The organism is Actinosynnema sp. CS-041913, assembly GCF_050942485.1.
Lineage (GTDB): Bacteria > Actinomycetota > Actinomycetes > Mycobacteriales > Pseudonocardiaceae > Actinosynnema.
The window spans coordinates 6,991,269-7,005,418 of the sequence record NZ_CP192037.1 but is presented as its reverse complement, the minus strand read 5'-3'; the positions used below and the strand labels follow the sequence as shown (position 1 = coordinate 7,005,418).

Here is a 14,150-nt window from a genome sequence, read left to right as displayed (position 1 = left end):
TGGGGGCACATCGAGATGTGCTCAAATCACAGGCCCTTTCGGCGTGCGTGTCCACAGTAGGAGGAGTACAGGTGTCGAGGTTCGGAGACCGCCCGGGCGACCGTCAGCGTGGCCAGGGAGACCGACCGCGCCGATCCGACGGTGGCCGCGCCGATGGAGTCCGCAAGCAAGGCAGTGGCGGCCGGGACGACCGCGGCGGCTATCCGCGCAGGGACGACCGGCCGGCGACCGACCGCGGCCGTGATGACCGTGGCCGTGACGACCGCAGCAGCAGCCGCGACGACCGCGGCGGCTACCGCAAGGACGACAGCCGCGCGGACCGTCCCCGCTACGACAAGCCGCGCGATGACCGCGGCGGCTACCAGCGCCGTGACGACCGCGGCGGTTACCAGCGCCGTGACGACCGCGGCGGTTACCAGCGCCGCGATGATCGTGGTGGCTACCAACGGCGCGATGACCGTGGTGGGTACCAGCGCCGCGATGACCGCGGCGGCTACCAGCCCCGTGACGACCGTGGTGGGTACCAACGGCGCGATGACCGCGGCGGCAGCCAGTCCCGTGACGATCGTGGCGGCTACAACCGCGACGATCGCGGTACCGGCTCGCGCAGCGGCGAACGCCGCGAATTCCGCCCGCGCGACGACCGTGGTGGCTACCAGCCCCGCGAAGGCCGCAGCGGCGAACGCCGTGAGTACAAGCCCCGCGACGACCGTGGCGGCGAACGCCGCGAGTACCGCCCCCGCGATGACCGTGGCGGCGACCGTCGCGAATTCAAGCCCCGTGACGACCGCAGCGGTGGACGCCGCGAGTACAAGCCTCGCGACGATCGCGGCGGCGAGCGCCGTGACTTCCGGCCCCGTGATGACCGTGGCGGGGAGCGCCGTGAGTACCGGCCCCGTGACGATCGTGGCGGTGAACGCCGTGACTTCCGCCCCCGTGACGATCATCGTGGAGAGCGCCGTGAGTTCCGGCCGCGCGATGACCGCCGCGATGACCGTGCCGGCGAGCGCCGTGAGTACCGCCCCCGTGATGACCGTGGTGGCGAACGTCGTGAGTACCGGCCCCGTGACGACCGTGGTGGCGAGCGCCGTGACTTCAGGGCTCGGGATGATCGCGGGGGTTACCAGTCTCGCGAAGGTCGCAGCGGTGAGCGCCGTGAGTTCAAGCCGCGCGACGATCGTGGCGGTGAGCGGCGGGAGTTCAAGCCCCGTGAAGGGCGTAGTGGCGAGCGGCGGGAGTTCAAGGCTCGGGATGACCGTGGTGGTTACCCGCGTCGCGATGACCGGCGTGACGACAAGCGTGACGACAAGCGTGATGATCGGCGTGATGCGCGGTCTCGTGATCGGGCTGCTCGGTTCCAGGGGCGGGCTGTCGAGAGCGACCCGGTGTCGGTCGAGGAGTCGGTTGAGGAGAGCACCGGTTCGGGTGGCGTCGTCGAGTCGGTGACGCCGGAGGCCGTCGGTGTCGAGATCGCCGCGGCCCCTGAAGTTGCCGTGGCTGAACCTGAAGTTGCCGTGACTGCCTCTGAAGTCGAGCCTGCGGCGGCCGAGGGCGAGGTTGCCGGTGGCGTTGAGGGCGATTCCGACAAGGCCGAAGATGAAGACAAGGCCGAAGACGAAGACAAAGCCGAAGACGAAGGTGGAGACGTCGCGGACGCTCCGGTGGCCGAAGCCCGGCGGGACGAGGGCGAGTTCACCCGGGCTCGGGCGCCCGAACTGCCCGAGGAAGCGGACCTCTCGATCCTCGACGCCGAGGTGAAGCAGGAGCTGCGTGGCCTGCCGAAGGGGCTGGCCGAGATCGTCGGCCGACACCTGGCCGCCGCCGGCATGCTGATCGACGCCGAGCCCGAGCTGGCCCTGGAGCACGCCCGCTACGCCCGGACGAAGGCGGCCCGGGTCGGTGTGGTGCGGGAGGCCGCCGGACTGGCCGCCTACCACGCCGGTGAGTGGGCGGAGGCGCTGTCGGAGCTGCGGGCGGCTCGGCGGATGTCGCACGGTGCGGGGCATGTCGCGGTCATGGCGGACTGCGAGCGCGCGTTGGGGCGGCCGGAGCGGGCGATCGAGCTGGCCCGCGAGGCTCAAGCGTTGCGGCTGGAGCCTGATGAGGCGGTCGAGTTGCGGATCGTCGCGGCCGGCGCTCGGCGGGACATGGGGCAGTTCGACGCGGCGGTCGTCGCGTTGCAGGGGACCGATCTCGACGCCAAGCGGCGCGATCCGTGGAGTGCCCGGCTGTTCTACGCCTACGCCGACAACCTGGCCGCCGCCGGGCGCACCGACGAGGCCGTCAAGTGGTTCCTGAACGCCGCCCAGGCCGATGACGACAACGAGACTGATGCCGCCGAGCGGGCGTTCGACCTGAGCCCGCAGGAGTGACCTGAGCGAGGGCCTGTGCTGCTGGACCGTTACGACGCGCTGCTGTTGGACCTCGACGGCACGGTGTACCGGGGCCGGGAGGCCGTGCCCGGCGCGGTGGAGGCGGTCGCCTCCGCCCGTGGGCACGGCACCGGCATCCGGTTCGTCACGAACAACGCCACGCGGTCGCCGCGGGACGTCGCGGACCACCTCACCGAACTCGGTTTCCGCGCCGCGCTGGACGAGGTGAGCACGAGCGCCCAGGCGGCTGCCGCGATGCTGCTCGACCTGGTGCCGCAGCAGGCGGAAGTCCTGGTGCTGGGCACCGATGCCCTGGCCGAGGAAGTGCGGCTGCGCGGGTTCACGCCCGTCACCCGGGCCGCGGGCGTCGCGGCGGTGGTCCAGGGGCTGTCCCAGGACCTGGGCTGGCGCGAGCTGGCCGAGGCCGCCGTCGCGATCCGGGCGGGTGCGCGGTGGGTGGCGTGCAACGTCGACGCGACCCTGCCGACCGAACGTGGTCTGCTGCCCGGCAACGGCGCGCTGGTCGCCGCTCTCCGGACCGCCACCGGGGCCGAGCCGCTGGTCGCCGGGAAACCCGCCACCCCGTTGCTGGAGCAGGCCGCGAAGTCCTTGGGCGCGCAGCGCCCGCTGGTCGTCGGGGACCGGCTGGACACCGACGTCCTGGGCGCGGTGAACGCGGGCATGGACTCGCTGCTCGTGCTCACCGGGGTGTCGACCCGGGCCGAAGTCGACGAACTGCCGGCGGACCGGCGGCCCACCTACATCGCGGAGGACCTGTCGGTGCTCGATCGGCTACCGTGAAACCGTGAGCTTCGAGGTTCCCCTCCCCGGCCCGCCGCGTGATCCGGTGGCCGGGATCGACGATGCGCTGGCCGGGCTCGACGGGCTGGAGCAGCTCGACGTCGCCGAGCACGTCGCCCGGTACGACGACGCGCACACGGCGCTGACCGTCGCGCTGTCGAGCATCGACAAGGTGTGACGCGGTGCCACGCAGGGCTCGGCTGGACGCCGAACTGGTCCGGCGCGGGCTGGCCCGGTCCCGGGAGCACGCCAGCCAGCTTGTCGCCGAAGGCCGGGTGACGATCCGCGGCACGGTCGCGACGAAACCCGCCACCGCCGTCGAGCTGGACACCGCGCTGGTGGTGCGCGACACCGACGACCCGAACTGGGCGTCGCGCGGCGCGCACAAGCTGGTCGGCGCGCTGGAGAAGTTCCCCGCGGTCAAGGTCGACGGCAGGCGCTGCCTGGACGCGGGCGCGTCCACCGGTGGTTTCACCGACGTGCTGCTGCGCAACGGCGCACGTCAGGTGGTCGCGGCCGATGTCGGGCGGGGTCTGCTGGACTGGCGGCTGCGCACCGACGACCGGGTCGTGGTCAAGGACAAGACGAACGTGCGGTCGTTGACGCCGGAGGACATCGGCGGTCCGGTTGAACTGGTAGTGGCCGATCTCTCGTTCATCTCGTTGAGGCTGGTGCTCCCCGCACTCGCCGCGTGCCTCGACGAGGAGGGCGATCTGCTGCCGATGGTGAAGCCGCAGTTCGAAGTCGGCAAGGAGCGTTTGGGTTCCGGCGGTGTCGTCCGGGATCCCGGGCTGCGCGCCGAAGCCGTGCTGGACGTCGTGGCCGCCGCCGCCGGGATCGGCCTGCGGCTGCACGGCGTCACCGCCAGCCCCCTGCCCGGACCGTCGGGCAACGTCGAGTTCTTCGCCTGGCTGCGCCGGGGCGAGCCCCTGGCCGCGGACACCGCCGCCGCGCTCGTGCGCGCCGCCGTAGCGGAAGGACCCCAGTGACCGGGGACGATGTGACAAGGGAGATCCTGCTCGTCGTCCACACCGGGCGGCGCAGCAACGTGCGCGTCGCCCAGGAGGTGGCGCGGCGCTTCGCCGCGGCGGGTGTGCGGCTGCGGGTGCTGAAGGACGAGGCGCCGGACCTCGACCCGTCGTGTTACGCGCAGGTCGTGACCGCCGACGACAACGCCGCCGAGGGCACCGAGCTGGTGTTCGTGCTCGGCGGCGACGGGACGCTGCTGCGCGCGGCGGAGCTGGCCCGCGCGGCGGGCGTCCCGGTGCTGGGCGTGAACCTGGGCCGGGTCGGTTTCCTGGCCGAGGCCGACTCGGACAAGCTGTCCGAGGCCATCAACCGGGTCATCGCCCGCAGCTACGAGGTCGAGGAGCGGATGACGGTGGACATCACCGCGTCCGTGGACGGCGAGGTGTTGGAGAGCACCTGGGCGCTGAACGAGGCCAGCGTCGAGAAGAGTTCGCGGGAACGCATCCTGGACGTGGTGGTGGAGGTCGACGGCCGGCCGGTGTCGGCGTTCGGCTGCGACGGCGTGCTGGTGGCGACCCCGACCGGGTCCACGGCGTACGCGTTCTCCGCCGGCGGGCCGGTGGTGTGGCCGGACGTGCAGGCGCTGCTGGTGGTGCCGTCGAACGCGCACGCGTTGTTCGCCCGCCCGCTGGTGGTGTCGCCCGCGTCCGTGGTGGCGCTGGAGGTCGACCCGGGCGGGCACCCGGCGGTGCTGTGCGCGGACGGCAGGCGGATGGTGGAGCTGCCGGCGGGCGCGCGGGTGGAGGTCGTGGGCGGTTCGACGCCGCTGCGGCTGGTGCGGTTGCGGGAGGGTCCGTTCACCGATCGGCTGGTGGAGAAGTTCTCGCTGCCGGTCCAGGGGTGGCGGGGTCCGTCGGCCGGTTAGAACATTTGTTCGCCCGACACTCCCACCCGAACTCACCTCCCGCGGTCGTCGCCCAGTAGTGTGCGCGCTGTGCTGGCCGAGATGCGCATCCAGGGCCTCGGTGTGATCGACGAGGCCACCCTTGAACTCGCCGAGGGCTTCACCGTCGTGACGGGGGAGACCGGCGCCGGCAAGACGATGGTCGTCACGGGCCTCCACCTGCTGGGTGGCGGCCGGGCCGAGGCGTCCCGCGTGCGCAACGGCGCGGACAAGGCGGTGGTCGAAGGGCGGTTCCAGGCGCCACCCGGCAGCCCGGCCGCGAAGGTCGCCGAGGAGGTCGGCGGCGAGGCGGACGAGGACGGCAGCGTCATCGCCATCCGCACGGTCGGGTCCGACGGCCGGTCCCGCGCCCACCTGGGCGGCCGTTCCGTGCCGGTGGGCGTGCTGTCCGAGCTGGCCGAGCAGCTCCTCGCGGTGCACGGGCAGAACGACCAGCTACGGCTGCTGAGGCCCACCGAGCAGCGCGCGGTGCTGGACCGGTTCGCGGGCGACGACGTGGGCGCGCCGCTGCGCAAGTACCGGAAGATCCGCGACGAGTGGCTGCGGGTCGCCACCGAGTTGACCGAGCGCACCGAGCGGGCCCGCGAGCTGGCCCGCGAAGCCGAGCTGCTGCGGCACGGCCTGGCCGAGATCACCGACGTCGACCCGAAGTCCGGCGAGGACGTCGAGCTGCACGACGAGGCCCGCCGGCTGGCCGACGCCGACCAGCTCCGGGAGACCGCGTCCGGCGCGCAGTACGCGGTCAGCGGCTCGCCCGACGGCGACCCGGACAACCCCGGCGCGCTCGGCCTGATCGGCGAGGCCCGCCGGCGGCTGGCCACGTCCGAGGACCCGAAGCTGCGCGACCTGGAGCCCCGGCTGGTGGAGGCGGAGACGCTGCTGGCCGACGTGGGCGCGGAGATCGCGACCTACCTGGAGCACCTGGACGCGGACCCGGCGCGGCTGGAGCAGGTGCTCGCCCGCCAGGCCGAGCTGAAGGCGCTGACCCGCAAGTACGCCGCCGACGTGGACGGCGTGATCGCGTGGGCGGCCGACGCGTCGTCCCGGCTGGCCGGCCTGGACACGTCCGACGAGGCGCTGGCCGCGCTGGCCGCGCGCCGGGACGAGCTGGCCGGGCAGCTCGCCGGGTACGCCGAGCAGGTCACCGCCGAACGCGGCACGGCCGCCGAGGAGCTGGGCAAGGCGGTGTCCGAGGAGCTGACCGGCCTGGCCATGCCGCACGCCACCGTGGAGGTCGCGGTCCGGCCCCGGCTCGCCGAAGCCGGCGACCCGCAGGCGCTGGAGGTCGGCGGGCGGGTGCTGCACGCGGGCGCGTCCGGCGTGGACGAGGTGGAGCTGCGGCTGGTCGCGCACCCCGGCGCGCCCGCGCTGCCCGTGCACAAGGGCGCGTCCGGCGGCGAGCTGTCCCGCGTGATGCTGGCGCTGGAGGTCGTGCTGTCGCACTCCGACCCGGTGCCCACGCTGGTGTTCGACGAGGTCGACGCCGGTGTCGGCGGGCGGGCGGCGGTCGAGGTCGGCCGGCGGCTGGCCCGGCTCGCGCGCAGCCACCAGGTCATCGTGGTCACGCACCTGCCGCAGGTCGCCGCGTTCGCCGACCGGCACCTCGTGGTGGACAAGACCGCCGACGGGGTGCTGACCCGCAGCGGTGTGCGGGTGCTGGACGAATCGCAGCGCGTGGTCGAACTGGCGAGGATGCTGGCGGGTATGGACTCCACGGACACCGGCCGCGCGCACGCCGAGGAGCTGTTGGCGGCGGCCAAGGCGGACAAGGACAGCGCGCCGGTGGTGCGGCGGAAGAAGAAGAGGTGAGCCGACGGACGGCGGGTGTCGTCCTGGCGGTCGCGGCGGCGGTGGCGGCGATCGCGGCGACGTTCCTGCCGTTGAGCTGGGTCGGCACCGGGCAGGGCCAGGTCCGGTTCGGGTTCACCACCACGAGCTGGACCACCGTCGTCGAGCCCGTCGAGCTGGGCGAGTTCCGCGCGACCCCGCAGGTGGGCGTGCCGATCGTGGTCGCGGCCGTGGTGCTGCTGATCGCGGCGGCGCTGGTGTTCCTGCCGGCGCACCAGCGGCAGGCGTCCCGCCGCACGGCGATCGCCGCCACCGGGGTGCTCGTCGGGTCGGTGTGGGCGACGTTCATGACGGTCCAGGCGTCGCTGGAGCTCTTCACCCGCGACGGGCGCGCCTCCATCGACCGCGAGTACGGCGCGGGGCTGTGGCTGCTGGTCGCCGCCGTGGCCGTCGCCGTCGTGGGCACGGTGTTCCTGCACGCCGAACCTCCGCCTCCCCGGCCCGAGGGGGTGGTCGTGCACCGCCTGGACGACAAGGACGCCGACCTGGACACGCCTCCGCTGGGCATCCAGGTGGCCGTGCTGCCGGACGACCACCCGGAGCCGCCCGCCGGTCCCGAGGTGAGGACGCGGTGACCCGACGTGTCGCCGGGGTCGTCGCGCTGCTCCTCGCCGCGCCGCTGGCGCTGGTCGGCACGTTCCTGCCGCTGTACGAGCAGTCCTGGGAGTTCCCGGACAGCCAACGGATGGCGGTCGCGCAGACCGGGTGGCAGGTGACCAGCGACGGAGGCGACTTCGGCCGGGACGCCCTGTTCGGGCTGCCGATGGTGGTGGCGGCCCTGCTGCTGGTGCTCGGCGCGGCGCGGGTCGGCCGGATGTGGGGCCGACTCGTGGCGGCCGGCGGCGCGATGCTGCTGCTCGGCGGCGCCTGGGCGGTCTGGCAGTTCGTGCTCGCCATCTACCTGGCAGAGCAGGACCGCGGCGGGTTGGTCATCATCACGACGTTCGGCCTCGCGCTGCCGCTGCTCGGCCTGGCCTGCGCGCTCGCCGTGGGCGGCGCCCTCGCGGTGCAGGACTGGCCGCCACGCGCGCCCCGGCCCGCCGGACCGGTCGTGTACCAGGTCGAGGGCAACGACGACGACACGCCGCCGTTCGGCATCCCGCTGCCACCCGACGCCGGAGCCGAGGGGAAGGTCGGACCGTGAACCGACGGATGATCGCGGCCGGCACGCTGTCCGCCGGCGCGCTGCTGGGGTTCGGCGGCGCGCTGCTGGAGCTGTACCGGGTCGACGCCCCGCCCCCGCGCGGCGTCGGCGGCTTCACGCTCACGGCGTGGCGGATCGTGTTCTACAACCAGCCCACCACCGAGGACGTCATGGACGGCCCGCAATGGGGCTACCCGCTGGTGACGGCGAGCGCGCTGGCCCTGGTCGCGGCCGTGCTGCTGTTCCGGCCGGCGCCGCTCGCCGCGGTGGGCCGGTTCACGGCCGTGATCGCCACCGGCCTGCTGGGGGGCACCGCCTGGTCCGTCCACACGACGATCAGGAACCTGTTCGTGAACCCCGAGACCGTGCCCTACGGGTTCGCCACCGTCGTCGGGGCGGGCCTGTGGTCGCTGGCCGGCGCGTGCCTGGTGCTCCTGGTCGGTGCGGTGCTGGCACAGGACTGGCCGCGCCGCGCGCCGAAGCCGACCGGGGTGGCGGTGTACCGGGTGGACGGCGACGACGACACCCCGCCGTTCGGCATCCCGATCCCGACGGCCGAGTTGGCCGTGCCCGAAGCAACCGACCTGCCCGTGCCCAGGGCAACCGACGTGCCCGTGCCCGGGGCAACCGACTCGCCCGTGCCCGGAGCAGTCGATCGCACGGGCGAAGAACGTCCCCCGACCGGGGGTAATCCGTCCACTGTGGAGCGCTGACCTGGTTGACCTGCCCGGATCCGCTCGGCGTGTTAGCCACGAACCGGCGGCCGGGTGAGTCACCATCGGCTCATGAAGCTCTCCGGGTTGCTCAGCCGCACGAACCGCGAACTGCCCGGCGTCACCGGCGTCGCGCGGGTCGACCGCCGCACGAGCGACCTGCTGAGGCGGCTCAGCCCCGGTGACATCGCCGTCCTGGACCACGTCGACATCGACCGCCGCACCGCCGAAGCGCTGGTCAGCGCCGAGGTGGTGGGCGTGGTCAACGCGTCGCCGTCCATCTCGGGGCGCTTCCCCAACCTCGGCCCCGAACTGCTGATCGAGGCGGGCGTGCCGCTCGTCGACGGCGTCGGCACGGGCGTGCTGCGCGAGGTGAAGGACGGCGCCAGGCTGCGGCTGCACGAAGGCGCGGTGTTCGTCGGCGACCGGGAGGTCGCGCGGGGCGTCGAGCAGAGCGTCGAGTCGATCGCCGACGCGATGATCGAGGCCAAGGCGGGCATGGCGGCGCAACTGGAAGCGTTCTCCGCGAACACCATCGAGTTCCTGCGCCGGGAACGCGCGCTGCTCCTCGACGGGGTCGGCGTGCCCGAGGTGTACGTCCCGATCCGCGACCGACAGGTGCTGATCGTCGCGGGCGGCCCCCGGCACGCCGAGGAACTGCGCAGGCTCCGCAAGTACATCCGCGAGTACCGGCCGGTGCTGATCGGCGTCGACGCGGGAGCGGACACCCTGCACGACGCCAAGTACCGGCCGGACATCATCGTCGGCGACCCGGACGGCATCGGCACCGCGACGCTGAAAGCCGGCTCGGAGGTCGTGGTGCCTGCCCAGACCGACGGCCACGCGCCCGGCCTGGAACGCATCCAGGACCTGGGCATCGGCGCGGTGACGTTCCCGGCGACCGGCAACGCGGAGGACCTGGCCCTGCTGCTCGCCGAGGCGCACGGCGCGTCCCTGGTCGTGACGGTGGGCCTGCAGGCGGGCCTGCGCGAGTTCCTGGACCGGGGCCACTCGGGCTCCAACCCGTCCACCTTCCTGACCCGGCTGAAACTGGGCAGCAAGCTGGTGGACGGCGAGGCGGTCGCCACCCTGCACCGCAGCAGGGTGTCGTTCGGGGCGATCTCGCTGTTGGTGCTCGCGGCCGTGGTGGCGATGGTGGCGGCGCTGGCGGTGTCCGGGGTTGGACAGGTGTACGTCGATGTGGCGGTGGACGCGTTCCGGTCCGTCGTCGACTGGCTCAAGGGGTTCTTCTCATGATCTCGATGCGCTACCACATCGTCTCGATCACCGCCGTGTTCCTGGCGTTGGCCGTGGGCGTGGTGCTCGGTTCGACGGCGATCAGCGGCCGGCTGCTGTCCGGGTTGACGGACGACAAGTCGGCGCTGGGCACGAAAGTCGCGGAATTGCAGACCGGGCAGAACGGGTTGCACGCGAAACTGGCGGAGGCGGACCGGTTCGCGACTTCCGTGGGTCCGTTGGCGGTGCGGGGATTGTTGGCCGAGCGGACCGTGGTTCTGGTGACGACGGCCGATGCGCGGCCGAATGACCGTGATGCTCTGGTCTCGCTTCTGGCGGCCTCGGGCGCCACGGTCACCGGTGAATTGCAGTTGACGGATTCTTTCGCCGATCCGCGCAAGGCTGATCAGTTGCGTGGTCTGGTGGCGCGGTTGCAGCCCGCCGGGACGCAGTTGCCCACCGGGGCCGATCCCGGCACGCGTGCCGGTGGGTTGTTGGGTGCGCTGCTGTTGTTGAACAAGGAGAACAACCAGGCGCAGGCTTCGGCGGACGAGACGGCGGCGGCGCTGACGGGGTTGACTTCCGCTGGGTTCATTCGTTCCCAGGCGCCTTTGCAGCCTGCGCAGTTGGCTGTCGTGCTGACCGGTGGGGCTGTGGACGGGGATTCGGCCGGCGACCGTGCGGCCATGGTCGCGCGGTTCGCCACGCAGTTGGACCGGTCGGGGGCGGGGGCTGTGCTGGCGGGTGGTGAGGGGTCGGCCGACGGGACCGGGGCGGTCGGGGTGGTGCGGGCGGATACGGCGGCTACTTCGGTGTTGTCGACCGTGGACCACGTTGGTGCCGCTGCTGGGCAGGTGGTGGCGGTGTTGGCGTTGCGGGAGCAGTTGGAGGGGAAGTCCGGGCGGTATGGCGTGGCGGGCAATGCGGAGGGGGCTGTGCCGGGTATCGTGGGGTGAGGGCTTGGGTGTTTGTCTCCTCGGGTGTTTGTCTGAACGTTGGGGTTGTGGAAGGTTTACCTGGTTCCGCGGATTCACTCGATTTCGTTAATCCGGCTCGGAACTGGCACTTCCTGGGGCTGGCGTTCGTTGCCGTAAACAAACGGACGCCACCACGGCGCACCCGCCTCGGCTTGACCACGGATGGCCCCAACCACGGATACCTCGGTACGGATGGCCCGGCCTGACCACGGACGACCACCGAACCGCCGCTTGCCGTGCGAACCGCCGCTCGCCGGTGCCGATGATCCCGCTGTCGGCCGGACCGGACTGCCGGCCGGACTGCCGGCGGGCGTCGGCCGGGTTCACGGCAGCGAAGCGGTGTCGCCGACGGTCCCGGTGTCGAGCGGAGCGTGGTTGGTGGTTGGTCGGTGTGACCGGCATCGGTTGATCGACTGGGGGCTAGGCCATCTGAGTGACGTGACACCCGACCACCAGCGCGCTGGGTGACCGGTGGCGTGTTAGCGTTAGGGCCCGTGGACAGGGCCGGTTGCCCTGCGGAACTTCAGACCACGGGGAGCCTCGTTGGTGCTTCAGGCACGTACGACCAAGCACGTTTTCGTCACCGGGGGCGTGGCCTCCTCCCTGGGCAAGGGACTCACCGCCTCCAGTCTCGGTCAGCTACTGACCGCCCGTGGTCTGCGGGTGACCATGCAGAAGCTGGACCCGTACCTCAACGTCGACCCGGGCACGATGAACCCGTTCCAGCACGGCGAGGTGTTCGTCACCGACGACGGCGCGGAGACCGATCTCGACATCGGGCACTACGAGCGGTTCCTGGCTCGGGATCTTTCCGGGGATGCCAACGTCACCACCGGGCAGGTGTACTCCGAGGTCATCGCCAAGGAGCGGCGTGGGGAGTACCTCGGGGACACCGTCCAGGTCATCCCCCACATCACCGACGAGATCAAGCGGCGGATTCGGGCGATGGCCGAGCCCGGCGCCGACGGGGTCGTGCCGGATGTCGTGATCACCGAGGTCGGCGGGACCGTCGGCGACATCGAGTCGCTGCCGTTCCTGGAGGCGGCGCGGCAGGTTCGGCACGACGTCGGCCGCGACAACGTGTTCTTCCTGCACGTCTCGCTGGTGCCCTACCTCGCCCCGTCCGGTGAGCTCAAGACCAAGCCCACGCAGCACTCCGTCGCCGCGCTCCGCAACATCGGCATCCAGCCCGACGCGATCGTGTGTCGGGCGGACCGGGAGATTCCGGATGCGTTGAAGCGCAAGATCGGCCTCATGTGCGACGTCGACACCGAGGCCGTCGTGGCGGCCGTGGACGCGCCGTCGATCTACGACATCCCCAAGGTCCTGCACGGCGAAGGGCTCGACGCGTACGTGGTGCGCCGGCTCGGGCTGCCGTTCCGCGATGTCGACTGGACCGTGTGGGGCGACCTGCTGGACCGCGTGCACAACCCGTCCGAGAAGGTGCGGATCGCGTTGGTCGGCAAGTACGTCGACCTGCCCGACGCCTACCTCTCGGTCACGGAGGCCCTGCGCGCCGGTGGGTTCGCGAACCACGCCAAGGTCGAGGTGGTGTGGGTGCCGTCCGACGAGTGCCAGACGCCGTCCGGCGCGGCGCACGCGTTGGCCGGGCTGGACGCCGTGCTCATCCCCGGCGGGTTCGGGGTCCGCGGCATCGAGGGCAAGATCGGTGCCATCTCCTACGCCCGGACGCGCGGCATTCCGCTGCTGGGGCTGTGCCTGGGGTTGCAGTGCCTGGTGATCGAGGCCGCGCGGAACCTCGCCGGGATCGCCGACGCCAACTCCTCCGAGTTCGAGGAGACCGGGTCGCCGGTCATCAGCACCATGGCCGACCAGGAGGACGTGGTGTCCGGGCAGCGCGACATGGGCGGCACGATGCGGCTCGGCGCGTACCCCGCGAAGCTCACGCCCGGTTCGCAGGTGGCGTCGGCGTACGGCACGACCGAGGTCTCCGAGCGGCACCGGCACCGGTACGAGGTCAACAACGCCTACCGGGACAAGCTGGGTGACGCCGGTCTGGTGTTCTCCGGGACGTCGCCGGACGGGCGGCTGGTCGAGTTCGTCGAACTGCCCGCCGACGTGCACCCGTTCTTCGTCGCCACGCAGGCGCACCCCGAGCTGAAGAGCCGTCCGACGAAGCCGCACCCGCTGTTCGCGGCGTTCGTGAAGGCGGCGCTGGACTACCGGCTCGCCGACCGGCTGCCGTTGTCCGAGACGGCTGGTGCGGCCAAATGAGGCACGAGTTCGAGACGGTCTCGTCGCGGGACGTGCACATCGGTCGGGTCGTCGGGCTGCGGGTGGACGAGGTGGCCATGCCCGGCGGCGGGACGGCGTCGCGCGAGGTGGTGGAGCACCTGGGCGCGGTGGCCGTGGCGGCGGTGGACCCCGATGGCCTGGTGACGCTGATCCACCAGTACCGGCACCCGTTGGGCAAGCGGATCTGGGAGCTGCCGGCGGGGCTGTTGGACTCGGCTTCGGAGGAGCCGCTGGAGGCCGCTCGGCGTGAGCTGATGGAGGAGGTCGGGCTGGCGGCGTCGGAGTGGGCGACGCTGGTGGACGTCGCCGCGTCGCCGGGCTTCACCGACGAGGTGGTGCGGGTGTTCCTCGCGCGGGGATTGTCGGAGGTGGACCGGGAGCAGATGGGCGACGAGGAGGCCGATCTGGAGGCGCGGCGGTTCCCGCTGGACGAGGCGGTGGACATGGCGCTGGCCGGGGAGATCGTGAACGGGGCCGCGGTGGCCGGGCTGCTGGCGGCTCAGGCGGTGCTCGCCGGGAGGGCGCAGGCTCGGCCGGCGGACGCGCCGTTCACGGACCGGCCGACGCGGTTCGCGGCTCGCGGCGACTGACCTGCGGCGACTGAGGCGCGGCGACTGAGGCGAGGTCGAAGGCGCGGCTCGCCTGGTCGGTGGGAGGTCTGAACGCGCAACTCGCCGCCCGTGAGGAACTCGCGGGCGGCGAAGGCGCAACTCGCGGACGAAGGCCAACTCGCCGGGGAGGGATGGCGGAACTCGCGCGTGAGGGCGCAACTCGCCGTTGAGGGGGCAACTCGCCGGGCGGTGGAGGTGCGACTCGCGGGCGGAGAGCGCAACTCGCCGGGGGTGTGCGCCATCAGCCGGTCCGGTGGGC

Annotated in this window: 14 protein-coding genes; 13 read left to right on the top strand and 1 reads right to left on the bottom strand. The window is 72.4% G+C overall.

Going from position 1 to position 14,150, the window contains the following annotated elements:
• Positions 1-26: 26 nt before the first annotated feature.
• Positions 27-1,811, bottom strand: coding sequence for a hypothetical protein (locus tag ACQPZF_RS31305; protein ID WP_433263118.1), 1,785 nt, complete (start codon positions 1,809-1,811; stop codon positions 27-29).
• Between ACQPZF_RS31305 and ACQPZF_RS31300 the strand changes: the two genes are divergently transcribed.
• The 13 genes from ACQPZF_RS31300 (at position 1,755) to ACQPZF_RS31240 (ending at position 13,870) form a co-directional block, all read left to right on the top strand.
• On the top strand, positions 1,755-2,372 hold the full coding sequence (locus ACQPZF_RS31300; protein WP_433263116.1) for a hypothetical protein: 618 nt from the start codon (positions 1,755-1,757) through the stop codon (positions 2,370-2,372). The genes ACQPZF_RS31305 and ACQPZF_RS31300 overlap by 57 nt on opposite strands.
• Before the next feature lie 15 nt (positions 2,373-2,387).
• Entirely contained in the window at positions 2,388-3,173 is a 786-nt protein-coding gene (locus ACQPZF_RS31295; RefSeq protein WP_433263113.1) for an HAD-IIA family hydrolase, read from the top strand.
• Between the two features lie 4 nt (positions 3,174-3,177).
• Entirely contained in the window at positions 3,178-3,351 is a 174-nt protein-coding gene (locus ACQPZF_RS31290; protein WP_433263111.1) for a hypothetical protein, read from the top strand.
• A 4-nt stretch (positions 3,352-3,355) separates the two neighbouring features.
• Positions 3,356-4,162, top strand: a complete 807-nt coding sequence (locus tag ACQPZF_RS31285) for a TlyA family RNA methyltransferase (RefSeq protein WP_433263109.1) — start codon at positions 3,356-3,358, stop codon at positions 4,160-4,162.
• On the top strand, positions 4,159-5,067 hold the full coding sequence (locus ACQPZF_RS31280; RefSeq protein WP_433263107.1) for an NAD kinase: 909 nt from the start codon (positions 4,159-4,161) through the stop codon (positions 5,065-5,067). Before ACQPZF_RS31285 ends, ACQPZF_RS31280 begins: the two co-directional genes overlap by 4 nt.
• Positions 5,068-5,136: 69 nt before the next feature.
• Positions 5,137-6,915 carry a DNA repair protein RecN gene (gene recN / locus ACQPZF_RS31275; protein ID WP_433263106.1) on the top strand — a complete coding sequence of 593 codons (1,779 nt, stop codon included), beginning with the start codon at positions 5,137-5,139 and terminating at the stop codon, positions 6,913-6,915.
• Positions 6,912-7,529 (top strand): hypothetical protein, encoded by a 618-nt coding sequence (locus ACQPZF_RS31270; protein ID WP_433263104.1) that lies wholly within the window; start codon positions 6,912-6,914, stop codon positions 7,527-7,529. The genes recN and ACQPZF_RS31270 overlap by 4 nt, the downstream gene beginning before the upstream one ends.
• Positions 7,526-8,098 (top strand): hypothetical protein, encoded by a 573-nt coding sequence (locus tag ACQPZF_RS31265; protein ID WP_433263102.1) that lies wholly within the window; start codon positions 7,526-7,528, stop codon positions 8,096-8,098. The genes ACQPZF_RS31270 and ACQPZF_RS31265 overlap by 4 nt, the downstream gene beginning before the upstream one ends.
• Positions 8,095-8,811 (top strand): hypothetical protein, encoded by a 717-nt coding sequence (locus ACQPZF_RS31260; RefSeq protein ID WP_433263100.1) that lies wholly within the window; start codon positions 8,095-8,097, stop codon positions 8,809-8,811. The genes ACQPZF_RS31265 and ACQPZF_RS31260 overlap by 4 nt, the downstream gene beginning before the upstream one ends.
• Positions 8,812-8,883: 72 nt before the next feature.
• Complete coding sequence (gene steA / locus ACQPZF_RS31255) at positions 8,884-10,068, top strand: putative cytokinetic ring protein SteA (RefSeq protein WP_433263098.1); 1,185 nt, start codon at positions 8,884-8,886, stop codon at positions 10,066-10,068.
• A complete protein-coding gene (locus ACQPZF_RS31250; protein ID WP_433263096.1) occupies positions 10,065-11,003 on the top strand; it encodes a copper transporter in 939 nt (312 codons plus the stop codon). Before steA ends, ACQPZF_RS31250 begins: the two co-directional genes overlap by 4 nt.
• Before the next feature lie 564 nt (positions 11,004-11,567).
• Positions 11,568-13,259, top strand: coding sequence for a CTP synthase (locus ACQPZF_RS31245; protein ID WP_433263094.1), 1,692 nt, complete (start codon positions 11,568-11,570; stop codon positions 13,257-13,259).
• Positions 13,256-13,870 carry an NUDIX domain-containing protein gene (locus tag ACQPZF_RS31240; RefSeq protein WP_433263092.1) on the top strand — a complete coding sequence of 205 codons (615 nt, stop codon included), beginning with the start codon at positions 13,256-13,258 and terminating at the stop codon, positions 13,868-13,870. The genes ACQPZF_RS31245 and ACQPZF_RS31240 overlap by 4 nt, the downstream gene beginning before the upstream one ends.
• The last annotated feature ends 280 nt before the right edge of the window (positions 13,871-14,150 follow it).